Raw genomic sequence first — 19572 nt, forward strand, 5'->3', positions numbered from 1 at the left:
GGCCACACGGGCCGAACTTGATGCGCCCATGGCGCCGCTTGCCGAGAAAGCCCTGGAATGGCTGGTCTTCCTGCATTCGGGCCAGGAAACCGACGCAGACTGGGCGGCCTATGAGGATTGGCGTGCCAGCGGGGTGGCGGAACGCAAGGCGGCGGAACAGGCGGAAAGGCTATGGGCCGGCATCGGCCCCGCTCTGCGCCGGCCGCGTGCGGGACTTCCGCGCCGCTCCGTACTGGCCGGCGCCGGCATCGCACTCGTCGGAGGGGCCGGGCTCGCGGCCTTCTTAGGCATGCGCCGGGACCTATTCGCGGATGTGCGCACTGCGGTCGGCGAGCGCCGCACGCTCACCCTCGCGGACGGAACACGCATCGAACTCGATGCCGCGACCAGCCTGGACCTGCATTATTCGGCGAAGACCCGGCGGATCGAGCTTCTGGAGGGGCGGATCTTCGTCAGCGTCGCGGCCGATCCGAACCGCCCCTTCATCGTCGACGCCGGGGGTGGGGCAGCGCGGGCCCTTGGAACGGCGTTCGAAATCAGCCGTAGCGGCGATATGGTGAATGTCGTCGTCAGCGAACATACCGTGCGGGTGTGCTATCCGCGCGAGACCGATGGGCCCCACGTGGACGTCGATGCCGGCAGCGAGGTCGAATTCAGCAGGGCCGGAGGCCTCGCCAGGCCGCATGCCGCCGACGTCGTCAGCCGCATGTCCTGGCGCAACGGCCTTCTCGCCTTCCAAGATCGGCCGCTGGCCGAAGTGGTCGCGCAGATCTCCCGCTATCGTCACGGCCGCATCGTGATCGTGGATGGGGAACTGGCGCGCCTGCCCGTATCGGGATTATTCGAAAGCGCGGACACCGCGGCCCTGCTGGATGCTCTATCCGCCGCCCTGCCCGTCACCATCGACCAACTGCCATGGCTTACCCTGATACGGCGTGATGCGTCCCGCCCGCTCGAGCCCTTCACACGGCGCAGATAAGAAACACTCCATTGTTTGCTGAGCGGGTGTCGCATCCCGCGCCTCCGGCGTCTTCCCAAACGAACGGCCTTTGCGGCCACGATGTGCGGCAGATCAGTCTGGGGGTTTTAAGTGCAAACGCGGACGGCCCATACAGAGCGGAATTTCATTAAGCCGCAGACCGCCTGCCATTCCTGGGTGGGTACCCTGCTGCTGGCGTCGACCGCGCTGGTGGCGATCGCGCCGACCACCGCCCTTGCCCAGAGCGCGCCCGCCGTCACCCAAGCGGGGGCCATTGCCTTCTCCATTCCCGCAGGTCCGCTGTCAGCGGCGCTGACGCAGTGGGCGACCACGTCCGGCATGCGCGTGCTGTTCTCCAGCGAGATCACGCGTGACCTGAAGACTTCGGGTGTCAACGGCACAATGACCGCAGACGTTGCCCTCGGGCGGCTGCTGACGGGAACAGGCCTCGGCTACAGTTTCACCGGGCCGACGACCGTTGCCATCCGGCGCAACGTGGACGTCCTGCCTGCGACCAATATCTCCAGCGAGGGCACCATCGTTCTCGACACCATCGACGTGCAGGGCGACGGCACCTTCGGCTATATCGCCACCCGGAGCGATGCCGGCACGAAGACCAACACGCCGCTCATCGAGACGCCGCGCTCGGTCTCCGTGGTAACCCGCCAGGAGATGGATGACCGCGGCGTCCAGAACCTGCCCGAGGCAGTGCGCTACACCGCTGGCGTGACCACCGGCGCATTCGGCTATGATCCGCGCTTCGATCAGATCTACATCCGCGGCTTCGCCGTGACCACGCTCGGCGATTATCGCGACGGCCTGCGCCAGTATGCCGGCAGCTACGCAACGTTCTCCACGGAGACCTACGGCCTTGAGCGTGTCGACGTGATCAAGGGACCGGCTTCCGTGCTCTATGGCCAGGGCACGCCCGGCGGCCTGATCGACCGCATCTCCAAAACGCCGACCGGGCAGCCCATCCACGAGATCCTCGGCGAGGTCGGGACGTTCGGACACCTGCAGGCGGCGTTCGACCTCGGAGGCACCGCGCCCGATAACAAGAACTTCCTCTATCGCATTGTCGGCGTCGGCCGGACCGGGGATACCAATTACGACATCGCCGACGACGAGCTCTATCTTGCGCCCTCCTTCACATGGCGCAATGACACGACCTCGCTCACCGTCCTCGCCCTCGCGCAGAAGGACGAGACCGATGCAAACGTGGCCATGATCAACAAGAACAGCCACGTCACCAAGGTACGTGCCAGCGATCCGGATTACGACTATCAGAAGCAGACACAGTATCAGGTCGGCTACAAGTTCGAACACCAGTTCAACGACATGTTCGAGTTTCGGCAGAACCTGCGCTACGGCCAGGCGGACCTGACCGGACGCTATCTGACCGGCGGCGTCACGGGCGGCGGGTTCGCCAGCGCCGCTTCCCCCATCTACCGGCGCGGCTCGGCGGCGGTGGAGGAGGATCTGTCTTCCTTCCAGGTGGACAACCAGCTTCAGATCAATGCCGCGACCGGGCCGCTTGGACACACGCTGCTGATCGGCCTCGATTATGGCGAGATGCATAGCAATTTCGGCAGCGGCACCGCCGCAGCCAACGCCGCCTATGCCATCAATATCCTCGCTCCCTATTACGGCATCACGGGGCCCACTCCAGCAATCAACACCCGCACGAACACGGACTTCGATCAGCTCGGCATCTATGCCCAGGACCAGATCGCCTGGGGCAATTGGCGCTTCAACATCAGCGGACGTCAGGACTGGACCAGCCGCACGCAGGTCAACGGCTATACCGGCCTCGTGACCGGCGACCGGGAGGACAACGCCTTTACCTGGAGCACCGGCCTCCTCTATCTCTTCGACAATGGCTGGGCACCCTATGTGAGCTATGCGACCTCGTTCCAGCCCACCAGCAACCTCGGCTATGAGGGCCAGATTCTCGCCCCAGCGACCGCCGAACAGTATGAGGCCGGCTTAAAATACATCTCGCCAGACGACCGCATCTCGATGACGCTGGCCGGCTACAACCTGAAAGAGCAGAACGCTCCGAAATACGCCGGCATCAACCCGACCAGCGGCCTCCTCTATTACCAGTCCATCGGCGAGATCCAGGTGCGTGGCTTCGAGTTCGAGGGACGGCTGCGCCTGGCGAACGGCGTCGAGGCAATTGCCTCCTACACCTATGCGGACGCCGAGATTCTCCAGTCCGCAACCGCGGCAGAGGTCGGGCGCGTACCGGCGGTTACGCCACGCAATGTCGCAACGGCCTGGCTGAACTACACGGTGCAGGACGGCCCATTGTTCGGACTCAGCGGTGGCGCCGGCCTGCGGTACATCGGCCAGACTTACGGCAACAATACCAATACCGTGATCAACAGCAGCTACACCATGTTCGATGCCTCACTGCGCTACGACCTCGGCAAGCTGAACCAGAAGCTCACGGGCTACAGCCTGTCCGTGAGTGCCACGAACATCGCCAACGTGATGCCCGAAATCTGCAACTCCGGCACCTGCTATCTGGGGCAGGGCCGCACGGTGGTCGGCACGCTCAAATACAAGTGGTGACAGGCTCCAGCGGAGGCTCCGCATGACAGCGAACCAGACGGCACGGCCGGCTTCCCGCACCCGCGATCCCCGGATCGACGCGGTGCGGGGCATCGCCCTGATGGGCATCCTCGTGGTCAACCTGCCCTTCCTCGCCATGCCTTACGGTTTTGCCGGCGCCAGTTGGCATCACGCGGACACCTTCTACCTTGGATCGTTCAGCGCCTGGTTCATTCAGGCACTGTTCGAGAACAAGTTCATTCTCATCTTCGCCTTTCTGTTCGGCATGGGGGCCGCCGCCCAGGTGAGCGCGAACGGCGCGCGGCGCTTCGTGTTTCGAATGCTGCTGCTCGGGCTGCTTGGCGTCCTGAATGCCGTGCTGGTCTTCGAGGCGGACATCCTGCTTCCCTACGCCGTGCTGGGCTTGCTGATGCTGCCGCTGCATCGCCTGCTGACCCGAACCCTGCTTTCGGCCGCCCTCCTGTTCTGGATCGTCGCCATCCTGGGGCACGCGCTCTTTGCCATCTATGTGGCGACGGCCGAGACGGGGCCCGGTCTTTCGGAAGAGGCCCGCATCCAGCTGTTTTCGTCGGGTGGCTTCGTTGCCATGGCGCATCAGCGGGCGCGCGACTGGCTCGTCTTTTCGCAGATGAGCATTCCCGCCATCTGGCCGATGACCATGAGCGCCTTCTGTCTCGGCATGGCGGCATTCCGCTTGCGGATAGCTTCCGCAGGAGACGGGTTCAGTTCGCTGGAGCGGATCGCACGCGTGCTGCTTCTGCCCGCGCTGCTGGGCAACCTCGCCTACGGCGCCCTGTGCCTCGCGCCCGCGGATTGGGCCGGCGGGCATGTTTTCCTCGCCACGCTCGTGCTGAGGCCGGTTTTTGCTCCCATGCTCAGTTTTGTCATCTTCGCCCTGCTGTTCCGCCTGCTGGAGCGCACGCCGCGCCTGACGGACTTCTTCGCCGCAAGCGGGCGCATGTCGCTCAGCATCTACATGCTTCAAGGTATCCTGGGTGGCTTCATTTTCTTCGGCTACGGCGCCGGTCTTTACGCCAGCCTCAGCCTTCAGGCCGTTCTTGGACTCGCATTCCTCCTGTTTGTTCTTCTCGCGCTCCTCGCCCGCCTCTGGCTGGGCCGTTTCAGGAGCGGACCATTTGAAGCCCTGATGGCCGCGGCGCTGGCCTTAACCGAACGGCGTTTATCAACGCCGCCGGCAGCCCTTCGTGCAGGCCCCAGAGCCGCTCCCCGCTGACGGCCAGGAGACCATCAGGACACCATTTCATACTCAACCGTGGAGCCTTCGATGTCGACGAAGCCAAAGGACTTGGCTGCGAACGAACTGGTGCGCACCATGATCTGCAACCGCGCCCTGCTGCTCGGCATTGCGACACGGGTTTTGTCCTCCCGCGAGCTTGCCGAGGACGTCGTGCAGGACGCGGCCCTGCGGGCCTGCTCCATGGCCAGCCCGGAGATGGGTTCGCCGTTGCGCCTGTCCTGCTGCATGGTTCGCAACCTTGCCATAGACCGGCTGAGGCGGGGCCAGCTCGAACGCCGCCATCTGGCGCCCGAGACCGAAGCCGAGAGCGTGACGTCTCCCCTTGATGACCCATTCGGTTCCGTCGCGTGCCGCCAGATCGTCGCTCATGTCCTGCGCGCGCTAGAGGAACTGCCGCGGCGGACTCGATATGCCTTTCTCCAGCACCGGCTTCACGACGTCCCGCAGAAAGAGATTGCGGCGGCGCTGGGCGTTTCCACGACGCTCGTGAACTTCATGATCCGCGATGCCACCGCCCATTGCCGGGCCTACCTGGCTTCGGGCGCCGTGGAGCCCCTGCCCTTCCGGCTGCCAGCCCCCGCCGGCACCCGGGACGGCAGGAACGGGGCAAAGCCCGCCCCGGTCCGTCTCTCTCTCAAGATCGACCGGCGGACGGCCGCCTGAGGGCGGGAGCGCCGCCAGCCGTGGGCCGATCAGCGACGCGCGCCATGGAGCGCCTGCTCGATATCGGCCCAGATCAGCGTCTCATCCTCCATGCCGGCGCTGAGCCGGATCAGGCGCGGGCTGATGCCGAACCGCGCGAAGCAATTGGCCTTGGCCAGCTGAAGCGGGGCGAGGGCCGGCACGACGAGGCTTTCCGGCCCGCCCCAGCTGACGCCGATGCGCACCAGCCGCAAGGCGTCGACAAAGGTCGGGACATCGATGGCCTCGCCAACCTCGAACGAGAACACGCCTGCGAAACCGCTGAGACTCGCGCGGCCGGGGTGATCGCTGAACGCCGGATGCCGGACCAGTTCCACGTCGGGATGCGCCCGCAGACGTTCGGCAAGGGCAAGGCCACTCGACATGTGACGCGCCATGCGCATGGGCAGGGTGTGCAGGCCGCGCAGCAGCAACCATGCCTCGAAGGGCGAGAGCTTGGCTCCAAGATAGGCATAGCTTGATGCGTTGATCCGGCCGACCAGTTCGGCCGAGCCCACGACCACACCGGCCACCGTGTCGCTATGACCTCCGAGATATTTGGAGGCCGCATGGACCACCAGATCGACACCATGGGCGATGGGGCGCTGGAAGAGCGGTGTCGCCCAGCTGTTGTCGATCACGCTCACGACACCGTGCGTTCGGGCCGCCCGCGCGAGGCGCGCGATGTCCTGAAGCTCGAACGCCAGGGAGGTTGGGCTCTCGAGATAGAGCAGCTTGGCACCGGGCAGCACGGCCTCGACCGCCTCCGCATCCGTGCCGTCCACATAGTCCACCACGACGCCGAAGCGCGAGAGCATCAGCTCGAACAGACGATAGGCGTCGCTGTAGACGTTGCGCACGGTGACGATGCGGTCACCGGCCGAAACAAGCGCGAGCACGGTGGCGCTGATGGCCCCCATGCCGCTGGAGAAGGCCCGTCCAGCTTCCGCGCCCTCAAGCTCGGCCACCGCCCGCTCGAACGCCATCACCGTCGGATTGTCGCCCCGCGAATAGATCAGCTGATGCGAGCGCCCGGCATAGACCGCGGCCATGTCGGCATAGGTGTCGAAGGTGAACAGCGAGGTCTGGAAGATCGGCGGCACCGCCGCCGCCAGCAGATTGACCTCGCGGCTCCAGCCCCCCTGAGCCGGCAGGGCCTCGTGATCGAGCGGCTTGTTCATGCGGAACCTCCAGCGCCTTCAGCGGCCAGTGATGGGGATGACTTTCGCGACCGGGCGGTCGGGAGGCGCCGCACTTCGCGCAGGAGAAGGGCGGCGGACACCAGGGCGGTGAGGCCCATGGCCAGCGGCGGCGCCGCGAGCACGCCGTCCATGCCCCACAAAGCCGCGCCGCCATAAAGCAGCGGCAGCAGCAGATAGCCCTGCGGGGCCAGCGAGATGACCGCCGCAAGACGCGCCCGCTCCATGGCCTGGAGGAGGATCACCAGAACCTGATGCAGACCGGTCAGCGCGAAGCCGGCGTGGAAGAGAATGAGCCCGCGTCTCGCGACGTCGGCCACGCGCGCATCGGCCGTGAAGAGGCCCACGAGCGGAGCCGACCCCAGCATCATGGACACGGCGTAGAAAAGCGTGAAGCCGAGCGCGACCCGCGCCATGAACAGCGTGGCCGCCCGTAGGCGGATCCGATCGCCCGCTCCGGCGGCGAAGCTCAGCACCGGCTGTGCCCCGAGGCAGAAGCCGATCACCGGCAAGAGGCCGAGCGTGAGCAGACGGAAGGCGATGCTGACCCCCGCCACGGCCTCATCGCCGCCATGGATCCCGGCCATGGCGTACACAACGGCGAAGGCCAGAGCGGACAGCGCGCTGCTCAGCCCGGCCGGTACGCCCACCGCGAGGATCGGGCGCAGCAATCGTGCCTTGAGGCCCAACCCGCCGACGCCGAGACGCACCCGGCCCCAGCGGCGGCCGAAATAGAGACCGTAGGCCGCGAGAGCGGCCAGCTGGGACAGAATGGTGGCGAGTGCCGCACCTTCGACGCCGAGGCCGAAGCCGAAGATGAGCAGCGGATCGAGCACGATATTGAGTGCGAACGCGCCGAGCAGCGTCCACATGCTGAACCGGCTGTTGCCTTCCGCGATGGCGATGAAGTCGCATGCGATCTGCGCCAGAAGCAAGGGGCACGAGACCGCAAGCAGCCGGAGATAGGTTGCTGCGATGGGCGCGAGGTCCGGCCCCGGGCTGAAGAGCGCCAGCACGCCGCCGGCGCCCCAGAACAGTCCGATGCCGGCCGCGCCCCCCAACAGCACGCACAGGGCGAGCGTCGCGCTCGCGGCGCGGCCCGCGTCGAGCGCGTCCCCCGCTCCCAGCAGGCGCCCGATGCTGGCAGCACCGCCGATGCCGAGCCCATGGCCGATGGCGGCCACGAGGGCGAAGATCGGCACGGCGATGCTGACCGCCGCCAGCGCCTGCCCGCTCAGCAGGCCGACGAACGCCGCATTGGCGACGTGATGCAGGGCCGTGATCGACAGCCCCGCCACCGAAGGAACGGCGAGGCGGACGATGAGACGCTCAAGGCGCGGATCGGCAAGATCGAGGGGCGCGGCGAAGCGCACGCCATCCTCGCCCGTTCCGCTCATGCCGGTACGGCCTGGGCCGCCACCGGCAGCACCGGCTGGGCGGTGGCATCGAAATCCGGCTGCCAGAGGCGGTCGCCGAAGAAGCGCTCCCGCAGCAGCATCACCAGCAGGGCCCGCTTGTGGGAAAAATCCACATGCTTGACCTTGGCGAAGCCGGAGCGGTCGAGATTGCGGATCTGCTGCGCATGTGTCGCCCGCGGCTCGCCGACGATGCGCTGGGTGCGCGGATCGTCGAGGAACATGAAATGCATCAGCGAGGGCAGCCAGGCGCTGATGTAGGCCTTGCCGCGAAACGCCTCCTCGCCCACGAGAACGTGCCAGCCCCGGTCGTAGTCCTGAGCCTCGTAATGCGGCCCGAGGCGGTTTTCCCTGGCCCAGTAGAGCTCGAAATAGCCGAACGGCACGCCGCCGAAACTGCCGATCACCGGAACGACGTGGGGATCGGCGCGGCGCTCCTCCAGATAGGCCCGGTGCTGCGCGAGATCGCCGGTTTCCTCCCAGATCTCCGCAACCCGCGGATCATTCATCCAGCGATGGAAGGCTGGAAGATGCCGCTCCGGATCTGCGGTTTCGAAGGTGATCGACTGACCGAGCCAGGGGATGGAGCGGGCGTAGAGCAGCCCGTCCCGCATGGGAGGGCGCCGCGGATGGCGGATGCCGTTCTCCGTCACCAGACGCTGGGGGAATACGCCGCCCGATCCGGGCAGCCATAGCGCGGACATCTGCCAGAGCAGGTCCGGCTCGATGCGTGGCAGGCCATCCACGAGTTGCGCCGGACCGTGGGTGATGAGGCCCGCCACGGCCGCCGGCGCGAGGTCCGGCGCCAGAGCCACATGGGTGAGTTCCGGGAAGCTGCCGAAAAGGGCTTCACACGCGGCCAGCAGCAGCATGTCGGCGCGTGGATCCAGGAGCGCGCCCGTGAGCAATGCGCCGCCCCCCTGCCGCTGCCATCCAAGGGAGACCGAGGCATCGCCCGCCGCAATCCGCACGGACTGCGCTCCGACATGCACCTCCACCGGACGGTCCGTGGCCGCAAGAGCGACGAAAGGCCGACGCTGGCCGGTCAATGTGACGAGTTCCGCTATGGTCATGCAATCACCTGTCCCCGACGGCCGCGCCTGATGCGACCTCTTGGACAGGACGTACGAGCCCCGCGACGATTTAGCCCCCGCGGATCGAGCCGGCGTTTTTTTGGATCCCGCGCCTAAATGCGGCGGGGCCTCGTTCGTCCTAGCCAACAGGGCCGCAGCGGGGAGAGCACGATGAGGCACGACAAGCCAGGCAAGGACGAGACGCGCACGGTCGTGCGGGACCGGGAGGGACGCCATGCCCTCTGGCCCGTCTGGCGGCCCGTTCCCAACGGATGGCAGGCCGTCGCCGTCACCGGAAGCGCTGCGCATTGCCTCGCCTACGTGGACGCCACATGGGCGGATCTGCGCCCCAGCTCCAACCGGGAGGCCGCGCGATGACGCACGCCGATGCCGCCGTGGAGACAAAGGATCACGAACTCAAAGGCTATGATCTGACCCCGTCCCAGCGTCGCGTCTGGTCGCTGGAGCAGATCGGCAACAGCGCCGTCGCGGGGCGTCCGCTGCTGGAGCTCGGCCTCTCCGGGCCGCTGGATGTCACGACGCTGCGAACCGCGCTTGACCGGCTTGCACTCCGCCATCCCGCCCTGCGTCTGCGGTTCCGCGTTCATCCCGGTGGGCGCGTACTCCAGTTGCCCGACGATGCGGCGGCGCTGCCGCTGTCCGTCTGCGACCTCTCCGCCCAGACCAGCGGCGACGCGGCGCACGCGTATCAGCGGATACGCAACGAGCTTGCCGTTCCAGACATCGAGACCGGAGTGCCCGCGCAGGCGGTGCTCGTTCGCCTTTCGGCGCACGAGGCCCGTCTGCTGATCGTGCTGCACCCGATCATCTGCGATACCGTCTCGCTCGACATTCTCGCCGACAGTTTCGCCCTGCTCTATGCGGATGCGGAGGCAGGTTCAGCGGGCTTGTCGCTGGCCGGGGCGCCGCTGGCCTGGCTGGAGAGGCCCGAGGCCAGCCCCGAGACTCTGTCGCAGTGGGAAACCCGCCTTGCGGACGACCACGCCGACGCGACGCTCCCCCTCGCCGGGCGACGCGAGACCCGGGTGGATGGCGCGCGCAGCGCACAGCTCCAGACGCTGGGCACGGCCGAGGCGGAAGCCGCCCGCGCGGCAGCCACGGCCTGCGGCACATCGCTCGCGCTGTTTCTGTCTGCCGCATTCGGCGTCCTGTTGACCCGCTACAGCGGACAGACCCGGCTGAAGTACGGCGTCGCGCTGGACGCCCCCCTCGGCGGCGAACGGCGGGAGATCGGGCGCGTGGCGGACGTGCTGCCGCTGCTGCTCGACCTCTCCTCCGGCCTCTCGTTCAAGGACGCCCTCGGTCGCGTGGCGGAGGCGCTGGACGCGGCACGCAGCCATTACGTGCCGTTCGAGACGCTGGCCCAGACCTTCTGGGTCAACAACGAGGACAACGGGCGCGGCTTCCTGCCCAGCGTGCACATGCACCGGCCCTTGCCGCCGGCCGTCGTCATCACGCCCGGCGGACTGCGGATCACCGCCATCGCCCAGCCTCCTCTGCCATTGGATGCCGATTTCCTCTTCATCTCCCGCGATCTTCCGGACGGCAGCATCGAACTCGTGCTGGACCATCCGGCGGGACTGTTCGACCCGCGTCTCGTCGACCGCGCCCTGACCCATCTGGCGCGGATCATCGGTGCGGCATCTGCCGGCCCTGAAAAGAGCCTCAGGGACATCCAACTCGTCTCGCCGGCCGAGCTTGAGGCCCTGTCCCGGCCCTATCCCGATGGTGCCCGGGATGATCCCCGGCCGGTCCATGCGCTGATCGCCGGGCACGTCCCGCGGGCGCCGGAAACACCCGCCATCTTTTTCGGCGACACGGTGTGGACCCGCGCGGCACTTGATCGCTACGCCAACCGGATCGCCAATATGCTGCTCGCTGCCGGAGCCCGGCGCGAGAGCTGCGTGGCGGTCGCCCTGCGGCGGTCGCCGGAAGCCATCGGCGCCATCCTCGGCGTTCTCAAGGCGGGCGCAGCCTTCATCCCCGTCGAACCGGACCACCCCGCCCAGCGCAACGACCATATTCTCGCCGATGCCGGTGTGGCCGTGATCCTGACCACGCGGGCGCTGCGCGCCAAGCTGCGGCCCGCGCAGGGCACTACGGTCATAGAACTCGACGCCGTGAACCTTGCCGAGGTGCCCGACAGCGACCCTCTGGTGACCATCACCGACCGGCAGCTGGCCTATGTGATCTACACCTCCGGCTCCACGGGCAAGCCCAAGGGCGTGGCGGTGGAACACGGACCGCTGACCCGGCACCTGCAGGCGACCGCGCGGGTCTATGAGATGGACGAGACGTCACGGGAGCTGCCGTTCCTGCCCTTCTCGTCCGACGGCGGGCACGAACGCTGGATGGTACCGCTCATGCTCGGCGGCAGCATCGTCCTGCCCGACAAACCGCTCTGGACGCCCGAGGAAACCTTCGCCGCCATGCGCCGCCATGGCGTCAACAATGCGAGCTTTCCAACCACCTACGTCCAGCAGTTGGCCGAATGGGCCGAGGCGACGGGGGAAGCCCCGCCTGTGCGGCTCTATTCCTTCGGCGGCGAAGGCATGGCGCAGGCCACCTTCGATCTCTTCTCCCGCGCCCTGAAGGCACAGACGCTGATCAACGGCTATGGTCCGACAGAGACCATCATGACGCCGATGGTGTGGAAGGTCCGGTCCGGCACCTCCTTCGAGGGCACGTACGCCCCCATCGGACGGGCGGTCGGGCTCCGGCGCATCTACGTGCTCGATCCCGATCTCAACCCGGTGCCGATCGGGGTCACGGGGGAACTCTATATCGGCGGCGACGGCGTTGCCCGCGGCTATGTTAACCGGCCCGGCGCCACCGCCGAGCGCTTCATTCCCGATCCCTTCGGCGGAGACGGCGGGCGGCTTTACGCCTCAGGCGATCTGGCCCGCTGGCGCGAGGACGGAACGGTGGAGTTCGTCGGCCGCGTGGACCATCAGGTCAAGCTGCGCGGATACCGCATCGAACCCGGCGAGATCGAGGCCGCCCTGCGCACCCTGCCGGGTGTCAGTGAATGCGCGGTCGTGTTGCGCCACGACGCCGGCCAGCCGGCGCTCGTGGCCTATGCGGTCCCGGCCCGCGGTGCCCGCCTCGATGGAGCGGAGGTGCGCCGCGCCCTCGCCGGGCTCCTGCCCGAGCATATGGTGCCCTCCGCCGTCGTGGTGCTGGAGAAGATGCCGCTCAACGCCAACAGCAAGCTCGATCGCGCCGCCCTGCCGGCGCCGGGCTTCGCGCTGCTGGAAGTGGTTCCGCCCTCCACGCCGCTGGAGGCGGACATCTGCGCCATGTGGCGCGACACGCTGGGGCTGCCTGAGGTCGGGGTCACGCAGAACTTCTTCGAGATGGGCGGCAACTCGATGGCCGCACTGCGAATCCTCGGCCGCATCCGGAAGCTCAAGCCGGAGGCGGACGTCGCCATCGCGGACCTCTTCAATCACCAGACCATCCGCGACCTGGCAACCGCCATCGAGCGCGGCCCGCGCCCGGGTGGCGGGCAGCTCATTCACCTGCGCAGCACCGGCCGGCGGCCGATACTCTACTGCTTCCCCGGACTGCTGGTGAGCACCCGCGAATATGTGAAGCTGGTGGACCACCTCGGGCCGGACCAGCCCGCCACCGGCTTCATCTGTTACTCGCTGGCCGAGGACAAGGGCCGCGAAGCTTCCGTCACGGAGATCACCGCCCGCTATGCGGAACTGGTGCGGGCCCACTCGAAGGGCGAACCCTGCTTTTTCCTTGGCTGGTCCTGGGGCGGTCTGCTCGCCTACGAGGCGGCGCGGATGCTCGGCAGCGACATCGACCTGAAGCTGATCGGCATGATCGACGTCTGCGACATGGACACGGAATTTGCCATCGGCGCCATTCCCCGCTTCGCGCCCGGCGAGCGCGAGGCGCTCGCGGCACGCGTCGAGGCCTGGCTCGCGCGCACGCCGATGGCTGCGCGCTGGCATGACCTGATCGGCGCCATGGATGCGCTCGCCTACGACCAGTTCCTGCGTTTCGTCGGCAACAGTCCGGAAGGGCTGCCGGAGGATGGGCCGGACATCGGCAGCCGCGAGCACACGTTCTGGGTGCTGATCGACAACGCGCTGATCTTCCGCCGCCACAAGATGCTGCCCCACGACTGTCCCATCCAGCCCTGGGCGGCGGCGGATTCGCTCAATCGCGGCCTCAACCTCATCGACTGGCGCCAGCTCTCACGCCGCGCCGCCCCCGCCGAGATCATCGAGGGCACGACCCACCTCCACATCATCGGCGCGCCGGCCTTCCATGCCCGGTTCGCCCGCAAGCTCGACGAAGCCATGACAGGCTTCGAACAGGCGGCCGAATGAACGGCCGATCACCGTCGCAGACGCCGCGCATCCCGAGGCGCGGACTTGAGGAAGCCCGCCGCAGCTCGTGCGAACCCGAGGGCCTGCGGCATCATGGAGCCTGGAAGCGATGACAGACCCTATTCTCGACCTCGCCGGAATCGGCATCGGCCCGTTCAACCTCAGCCTTGCCGCGCAGCTTGACGGCCTGCCGGACATGAACGCGCGCTTCTTCGAGCAGCGGCCAGCCTTCTCCTGGCATCCCGGCATGATGCTGCCCGGTGCCGAACTCCAGACGTCCTGTCTGAAGGATCTCGTCACCGCCACCAATCCGACCAGCCCCTGGTCCTTCATGGCCTATCTGGTGGCGCACAAGCGCTTCTATGACTTCATGAACGCCGAGTTCGACGCCCTGCCACGGCAGGAATTCGCCAACTATCTCGCCTGGGCCGCCAACGGCATCGAGAGCCTGCGCTTCGGCAAGCCTGTGCGGGCCCTGGACTTCAGCCAGGGCCAGTTCGTGCTCGGTTTCGACGATGGCGAGGTAGCGGCGCGCAACGTCTGCCTGGGCATCGGCCTCGTGCCGGACCTGCCGGCTTTCGCCATGCCGCTCGCCGGCGACACCTGCTTCCACGCCTCTGCCGCGACGGCGCGCCTCCCTCTGCTCAACGCGGGCCGCGTCGCCGTGGTGGGCGGCGGCCAGAGTGGTGCGGAGGTGTTTCTTTCGTTGCTTTCGCAGGTCGGAACCGCGAGCGAGGTGTCGTGGATCAGCCGGCGGCCCAATTTCGAGCCGCTGGACGCCACGCCCTTCACCAACGAGCTGTTCACGCCGGGCTATGTGACGGACTTCCATGGCATCGGGGAGGACGCGCGCAATGCCAGCCTGGCCCGGCAGAAGCTCGCGAGCGACGGAGCATCGGCCTCGACCCTGAAGGCCATCTACCAGCGGCTCTATGCCCTGCGTCATCTGGGCGAGGGTGCTCTCAACCCCACGCTGATGCCCGGTCGCGAAGTCATCCAGATGGAGCGCCAGCGCGGCGAATATCGCCTGGTCATGCGCAACGGTTTCGATGGCGGCATCGAAATCGTGCATGCGGACGCAGTGGTGCTCGCGACCGGCTACGGCTTCCGCGTGCCGGAATTCCTCGCGCCGCTGCGTGACCGGATCGCCTTCGACCGCAAGGGGTTGTTCCAGGTCAATCCGGACTTCTCCCTCACCTGGGATGGACCGCGCCAGAATCGCATCTTCGCCTGAACGCCAGTCGCCACAGCCACGGCATCGCCGAACCCCAGCTCAGCCTCATGGCGTGGCGCAGTTCCGTGGTGGCGAACGCGCTGACCGGGCGGTCGCATTTCGACCTTGACCTGCCGGAACCGGTGGTTTCGTGGACCAGCACCGGCGCGCCGCGGCAGCGGGCATCGGGTCTTCCGCGCACAGCCGATGCCTGAACAGCCTTCCGCAGGAACGCGACGTAACATCGGCCGCCGCACCATTCTCACGCTTATGCGGGGTGGCCTTCTGGCCGCCCCGTTCGGCGTTTCAGCCGGCCCGGCCCCTGCCGATGCCACGCCGCCGCTGCGCCGGCTGGTCGCGCTCGACTATGGGCTGGCGGAGACGCTGCTGTTGCTCGGTCTCCCGCCCGTCGGGCTGGTGGGGGCTCAGGACTGGAACCGATGGGTCGGCGAGCCGGCGCTGCCGGCCGGCGTGGTCAATCTGGGCAGCAGCCGCGAGCCCAATCTGGAACTGCTTCAGCAGCTCGCCCCCGACGCGATCCTGTCCACCCCCTACCTCGCGGGGATCTCGCACCGACTGGAGCGCATCGCCCCGGTGCTGTCCTTTCCCATGTACGTTCCGGACGGCCAACCGCTGGCGCTGGCGACGGAAGCGCTTTCGCGGCTCGCCGCTCTGACCGGCCGCGTCAGCCAGGGTATGGCGGCACTCGCGGCGGTGGAACAGGATTTCGCCTCCGCCCGCAGCCGCCTTTCGGGCACCGACCGGCGCCCGCTGCTCATGGTGAGCCTCATGGACAGCCGCCATGTGCGCATCTATGGCGCCAACAGCCTGTTCGGCGCGGTGCTGACGCGGCTCGACGTCGCCAACGCCTACGCCGGCCAGACCAATTTCTGGGGCTTCACCACGCTCGGCATCGAGAGCCTGCCACCGCTTGCGGATGCGCGCCTCGTCTTTTTCGATCCGGTTCCACCCGGCACGCTGGCGGCGCTCGCCGCGAACCCGCTCTGGACCCGCCTGCCTTATGTGCAGGCCGGGCGCGTGAGCCGGTTGCCGCCGGTGCTGATGTTCGGCGCACTGCCCTCAGCAACGCGGTTCGCCCGCCTCCTCGCCGACGCCCTGACAGGGGAACACTCCCATGGCTGAAGCCACGGTCCGGCCCGCACATGGCATCGAGGTGCGCCCCTGGATGGTGGCTGGCGGCCTCCTGCTTGTTGCCACCGTACTTTCGCTGCAAAAGATCGGCGCTGCGCTACCGCCAGGACTTTGGGCGCGGGCCTTTTTCGCCCCTGACGCGAGCGACGGGCAGCAACTGGTCATTCATTACAGTCTGCTGCCGCGCATCTTGGCCGCCATTCTGGCAGGGGCCGCGCTTGCATTGGCCGGGGCGGTCTTCCAGCAGGTCCTGCGCAACCCGCTGGCCTCCCCCACCACGCTGGGCGTCTCCGCCGGCGCGAAACTCGCTCTGGCGCTCGCCACATTATGGGCGCCCGGTCTTTTCACCTTCGGGCGGGAATGGGTGGCTCTGGCCGGCGGTGCCATCGCCGTTTCCCTGGTGTTTGCCCTGAGCTGGCACAAGGGGCTGTCGCCGCTCGCGGTGGTCCTCGCCGGTCTGGTGCTCGGGCTCTATTGCGGTTCGGTTTCCGCCGCCCTGATCCTGTTCAGGGAACATTACCTCACCGGCCTGTTCATCTGGGGCAGCGGCTCGCTGAGCCAGCAGGGCTGGGAGGTGGTGTCCGCCCTCGCTCTCCAATGTGCGGTCACCGCCGCGCTCATCGCGCTGATGATCCGGCCGCTTACGCTGCTGTCGCTGGAGGAGGCCGGTGCAGCAAGCCTCGGTGTCTCGCTTCAGGGCACGCGGCTGATGGCTCTAGGTCTCGCCGTCGCGCTGACCGGCTTCGTGGTCAGCGGCATCGGCGTCATCGGCTTCATCGGGCTCATCTCTCCTGCGCTCGCGCGCCTGTCGGGCGCACGGCGGTTGCGCGACCTGTTCCTGTGGGCACCGACCATCGGGGCCGGCCTGCTGTGGACCACCGATCAACTGGTGCTGCGTACAGGCGGCCTCACCGGCGGCCTCATCCCCACCGGCGCCGTCACGGCCCTGTTCGGTTCGCCTCTGCTGCTCTGGCTGCTGCCGCGCCTGCGCAACCCGACGCCGCCGACACGTCACGAGCCCATCCACGCGGTGGCGCGCAGCCGACCCCAGAAGCTGCGCCTGCTGGCACTCGGCCTCGCGCTTGCGGGCGCCCTCGTGTTGTCGCTGCTGCTCGGACGCACACCGGACGGCGAATGGGCACTGGCGCGCGGCGACGAGCTTTCCGCCCTGATGCCATGGCGTGCGCCGCGCGCGGTGGCGGCACTCGTAGCGGGAGCCATGCTCGCGGTCGCCGGGGCCATTCTCCAGCGCATGACGCGCAATCCCATGGCCAGCCCCGAAGTGCTGGGCGTGGGTGCGGGCGCCGCCCTCGGCCTCATCGTCGTGCTCTTCACCCTCACCTCGGCCGGGCGCGGTGTGCAGGTCGCGGCCGCCTGCACGGGCGCCTTCTCGGTGCTGTTCCTCATTCTTGTGGTGGGCCGTCGCTCCGGCTTCACGCCGGAGCGCGTCCTGCTGGCGGGCATCGCCATCGGCGCGCTATTCGACGCGCTGGTGGGGGCGCTCACCGCCAGCGGGGATCCGCGCGGGCTGCTGCTGCTGAACTGGATGACCGGCTCTACCTATCAGGTGGATGAGGTCCAGGCCGCCTGGTGCGTGGCCGGGGCGGTGATCCTGCTGGCCCTGGCGCCCTTGTGCGGGCGTTGGCTCGACATGATGCCGCTCGGCGACGCTCCGGGTCAGGCGCTCGGCCTCGATCTCGGACGCGTGCGCCTGACGCTGCTGGCATTGGCAGCCGGGCTCACCGCCATCGCCACGCTGGTGGTGGGGCCGCTCACCTTCGTGGGCCTCATGGCGCCCCATCTCGCCACCCGCGTCGGACTGCGCCGCGCCCTGGCCCAGCTCGCGGGTGCGGCCCTCGTGGGTGCCCTCCTCATGCTCGTGGCCGACTGGCTCGGCCGCATGATCGCCTTCCCCTGGCAGATGCCGGCCGGGCTCATCGCCACGCTGATCGGCGGCCCGGCCCTGATGTGGCTGCTCGCACGCAGATGACCATGACCGAAAACGCCCCTTCCATTCCTGAAACCATCGTCTTCGATCTCGCGCCCAAGGCCGGAGGACCGCCCTATCGCATTTTCCTGCGCGTGCCGCCCAGCGTGGCGCCGGAGGCGGGCTGGCCCGCGCTCTATCTGCTGGACGGCAATGCGGTGATCGGCACCGCCGTCGAGGCTATCCGCGTGCAGGCCGACTACCCCACCGGCACCGGCATCCGGCAGGCAGCCATCGTCGCCATCGGCTATCCGACAGACGCCGCCTATGACAGCGTGCGCCGCTCCTGGGACATGGGCCCGCCACCGGGCAAGACCTACCCACCGCACGCGCCAGACGGCCCGGACGTGCGCACAGGCGGCGCCGATGATTTCCTCGCTTTCATCGAGGGGGAGCTGAAGCCGGAGATCGCCCGGCGCATTCCCCTCGATCGTGCACGGCAGGCCCTGTTCGGCCATTCCTTCGGCGGCCTGTTCGTGCTGCATGCGCTGTTCACGAGGCCCGAGGCCTTTGCCAACTGGATCTCCATCAGCCCGGCCATCTGGTGGGAGGATGCCGTGGTGCTGGGATCCGAGACACGCTTCAGTGGTGGCACGGGCACGCGCGTACTGCTGGCGGCGGCGGAGTATGAGCAGGCCCTGGCTCCGTTCCACGAGCGCCTTGACGACAGGGAGCAGCGGCGGGCGCGCTATGCCGCCAACCGCGTGGTGGACAATGCCCGCGAGATGGCCGACCGCCTTGGACAGCGGCCGGAAATCGAGGCCGAGTTCGTCCTGTTCGAAGGCGAGACGCATATGTCCGTCCTGCCGGTGGCGGTCAACCGGGCCATCCGCTTCGCCTTCGGTCCCGATGCGCCATGACGGTGCCGGAATTGCTCAACGGCCTTCAGCAGGGTGAAGTGCACGTCTGGACGACAGACCTGTCGCCGCACGCAAGCCTTGCTGCGCGTGCTTTTCTGCCCGAGCATGAACGCATGCGTGCCGAACGTTTCTTGCTGCCCCATGTGCAGGCACAGTATGTCGGCTCGCGAATGCTGCTGCGCCGCGCACTCTCCGCCTATGCAGGGGGGCAACCCGTTCATTGGCTTTTCGGAGCCGAGCCCGCCGGACGACCCGTGGCCCTGAACCTGCCCGCGGAGGGACATCTCTTGAGGTTCAGTCTTTCGCACAGCGCAGACCTAGCCGTTTGCGCGCTGGCTTGGGGCGGTGAACTGGGGATCGACGTTGAAACGGCGGCGCCGGAAGGGGCCGAAGATGACTGCGAGGACGCATTCACCCAGCGGGAACGAGCGAATCTGCAACGGGATCGCCAGTGTTCTCGTCCTTCGCGCTTCCTCGAATATTGGACAATAAAGGAAGCCTTTCTGAAAGCTCACGGATCAGGACTGGCAGGCGGCATGAACCGGGTCGAAGTGACGTTACCGGTGGAGGGGGGTCTAGGGGTCTGCTTCGATGGTGCTGAGTTAGACGCGAGCAAGTGGCAGATCTGGCTCCAGGAGCCCACCGGCGGTGGACGTTGCGCTATTGTCCGCAGAAGTGTGGACGGAGCCGGCCCACTTCCCCATCTCTACAGCATGAATTCTGACAATGGTTCGGCATGTACCACGTGGCGTCTTATCTCAACGGGGGCCGGGGCGGCCCGACCCGAGATATGACCATGAGAGTTCCGGAC

The 19572-nt window shown here is 67.6% G+C and carries 13 protein-coding genes and 1 pseudogene; 11 read left to right on the top strand and 3 right to left on the bottom strand.

Features of this window, described 5'->3' with window-relative positions:
- Positions 1 to 28 precede the first annotated feature (28 nt).
- From AZC_RS16685 to AZC_RS16700, 4 genes are all read left to right on the top strand, one after another.
- Positions 29 to 979 carry a FecR family protein gene (locus AZC_RS16685; protein ID WP_052285973.1) on the top strand — a complete coding sequence of 317 codons (951 nt, stop codon included), beginning with the start codon at positions 29 to 31 and terminating at the stop codon, positions 977 to 979.
- Positions 980 to 1156: 177 nt separating this feature from the next.
- The gene (locus AZC_RS16690) at positions 1157 to 3556 is read left to right on the top strand and encodes a TonB-dependent siderophore receptor (RefSeq protein ID WP_043879503.1); all 2400 of its coding nucleotides are present in this window, start codon (positions 1157 to 1159) and stop codon (positions 3554 to 3556) included.
- 100 nt (positions 3557 to 3656) lie between these two features.
- Positions 3657 to 4790, top strand: a complete 1134-nt coding sequence (locus AZC_RS16695; protein WP_158304130.1) for a DUF418 domain-containing protein — start codon at positions 3657 to 3659, stop codon at positions 4788 to 4790.
- A 99-nt stretch (positions 4791 to 4889) separates the two neighbouring features.
- The gene (locus AZC_RS16700; protein WP_244421871.1) at positions 4890 to 5477 is read left to right on the top strand and encodes a sigma-70 family RNA polymerase sigma factor; all 588 of its coding nucleotides are present in this window, start codon (positions 4890 to 4892) and stop codon (positions 5475 to 5477) included.
- 29 nt (positions 5478 to 5506) lie between these two features.
- Here AZC_RS16700 and AZC_RS16705 read toward each other — a convergent pair whose 3' ends face one another.
- Genes AZC_RS16705 through AZC_RS16715 form a run of 3 tightly spaced genes read right to left on the bottom strand, consistent with a single transcriptional unit; the run spans position 5507 to position 9182 of the window.
- Positions 5507 to 6676, bottom strand: coding sequence for a PLP-dependent transferase (locus AZC_RS16705; protein WP_012171767.1), 1170 nt, complete (start codon positions 6674 to 6676; stop codon positions 5507 to 5509).
- Entirely contained in the window at positions 6673 to 8091 is a 1419-nt protein-coding gene (locus AZC_RS16710; RefSeq protein WP_012171768.1) for an MATE family efflux transporter, read from the bottom strand. Before AZC_RS16710 ends, AZC_RS16705 begins: the two co-directional genes overlap by 4 nt.
- A complete protein-coding gene (locus tag AZC_RS16715; protein ID WP_081434027.1) occupies positions 8088 to 9182 on the bottom strand; it encodes a GNAT family N-acetyltransferase in 1095 nt (364 codons plus the stop codon). Before AZC_RS16715 ends, AZC_RS16710 begins: the two co-directional genes overlap by 4 nt.
- A gap of 171 nt (positions 9183 to 9353) precedes the next feature.
- Here AZC_RS16715 and AZC_RS16720 point away from each other — a divergent pair, with 171 nt between their 5' ends.
- The 7 genes and pseudogenes from AZC_RS16720 (at position 9354) to AZC_RS25145 (ending at position 19555) form a co-directional block, all read left to right on the top strand.
- On the top strand, positions 9354 to 9560 hold the full coding sequence (locus AZC_RS16720; protein ID WP_043879504.1) for an MbtH family protein: 207 nt from the start codon (positions 9354 to 9356) through the stop codon (positions 9558 to 9560).
- The gene (locus tag AZC_RS16725; RefSeq protein ID WP_043879505.1) at positions 9557 to 13549 is read left to right on the top strand and encodes a non-ribosomal peptide synthetase; all 3993 of its coding nucleotides are present in this window, start codon (positions 9557 to 9559) and stop codon (positions 13547 to 13549) included. The genes AZC_RS16720 and AZC_RS16725 overlap by 4 nt, the downstream gene beginning before the upstream one ends.
- Before the next feature lie 109 nt (positions 13550 to 13658).
- A pseudogene (locus AZC_RS16730) lies at positions 13659 to 14977 on the top strand (lysine N(6)-hydroxylase/L-ornithine N(5)-oxygenase family protein).
- Positions 14970 to 15905, top strand: a complete 936-nt coding sequence (locus AZC_RS16735) for an ABC transporter substrate-binding protein (protein WP_043879506.1) — start codon at positions 14970 to 14972, stop codon at positions 15903 to 15905. Before AZC_RS16730 ends, AZC_RS16735 begins: the two are co-directional and overlap by 8 nt.
- Positions 15898 to 17904, top strand: a complete 2007-nt coding sequence (fhuB, locus tag AZC_RS16740) for a Fe(3+)-hydroxamate ABC transporter permease FhuB (RefSeq protein ID WP_043879507.1) — start codon at positions 15898 to 15900, stop codon at positions 17902 to 17904. Before AZC_RS16735 ends, fhuB begins: the two co-directional genes overlap by 8 nt.
- Before the next feature lie 2 nt (positions 17905 to 17906).
- The gene (locus AZC_RS16745; protein ID WP_012171774.1) at positions 17907 to 18761 is read left to right on the top strand and encodes an alpha/beta hydrolase; all 855 of its coding nucleotides are present in this window, start codon (positions 17907 to 17909) and stop codon (positions 18759 to 18761) included.
- Complete coding sequence (locus tag AZC_RS25145) at positions 18758 to 19555, top strand: 4'-phosphopantetheinyl transferase family protein (protein WP_081434028.1); 798 nt, start codon at positions 18758 to 18760, stop codon at positions 19553 to 19555. Before AZC_RS16745 ends, AZC_RS25145 begins: the two co-directional genes overlap by 4 nt.
- Positions 19556 to 19572 lie beyond the last annotated feature (17 nt).

The sequence above is a fragment of the Azorhizobium caulinodans ORS 571 genome (assembly GCF_000010525.1).
In the GTDB taxonomy this organism is placed as follows: domain Bacteria; phylum Pseudomonadota; class Alphaproteobacteria; order Rhizobiales; family Xanthobacteraceae; genus Azorhizobium; species Azorhizobium caulinodans.

Excerpts from the sequence above, each read along its gene's own strand:
- AZC_RS16720 (WP_043879504.1), top strand. The coding sequence starts at position 9,354 with ATGAGGCACGACAAGCCAGGCAAGGACGAGACGCGCACGGTCGTGCGG.
- AZC_RS16745 (WP_012171774.1), top strand. The coding sequence starts at position 17,907 with ATGACCGAAAACGCCCCTTCCATTCCTGAAACCATCGTCTTCGATCTC.
- AZC_RS16710 (WP_012171768.1), bottom strand. The coding sequence starts at position 8,091 with ATGAGCGGAACGGGCGAGGATGGCGTGCGCTTCGCCGCGCCCCTCGAT.
- fhuB (WP_043879507.1), top strand. The coding sequence starts at position 15,898 with ATGGCTGAAGCCACGGTCCGGCCCGCACATGGCATCGAGGTGCGCCCC.
- AZC_RS16685 (WP_052285973.1), top strand. The coding sequence starts at position 29 with ATGGCGCCGCTTGCCGAGAAAGCCCTGGAATGGCTGGTCTTCCTGCAT.
- AZC_RS16715 (WP_081434027.1), bottom strand. The coding sequence starts at position 9,182 with ATGACCATAGCGGAACTCGTCACATTGACCGGCCAGCGTCGGCCTTTC.
- AZC_RS16725 (WP_043879505.1), top strand. The coding sequence starts at position 9,557 with ATGACGCACGCCGATGCCGCCGTGGAGACAAAGGATCACGAACTCAAA.
- AZC_RS25145 (WP_081434028.1), top strand. The coding sequence starts at position 18,758 with ATGACGGTGCCGGAATTGCTCAACGGCCTTCAGCAGGGTGAAGTGCAC.
- AZC_RS16735 (WP_043879506.1), top strand. The coding sequence starts at position 14,970 with ATGCCTGAACAGCCTTCCGCAGGAACGCGACGTAACATCGGCCGCCGC.
- AZC_RS16705 (WP_012171767.1), bottom strand. The coding sequence starts at position 6,676 with ATGAACAAGCCGCTCGATCACGAGGCCCTGCCGGCTCAGGGGGGCTGG.
- AZC_RS16695 (WP_158304130.1), top strand. The coding sequence starts at position 3,657 with ATGGGCATCCTCGTGGTCAACCTGCCCTTCCTCGCCATGCCTTACGGT.
- AZC_RS16700 (WP_244421871.1), top strand. The coding sequence starts at position 4,890 with ATGATCTGCAACCGCGCCCTGCTGCTCGGCATTGCGACACGGGTTTTG.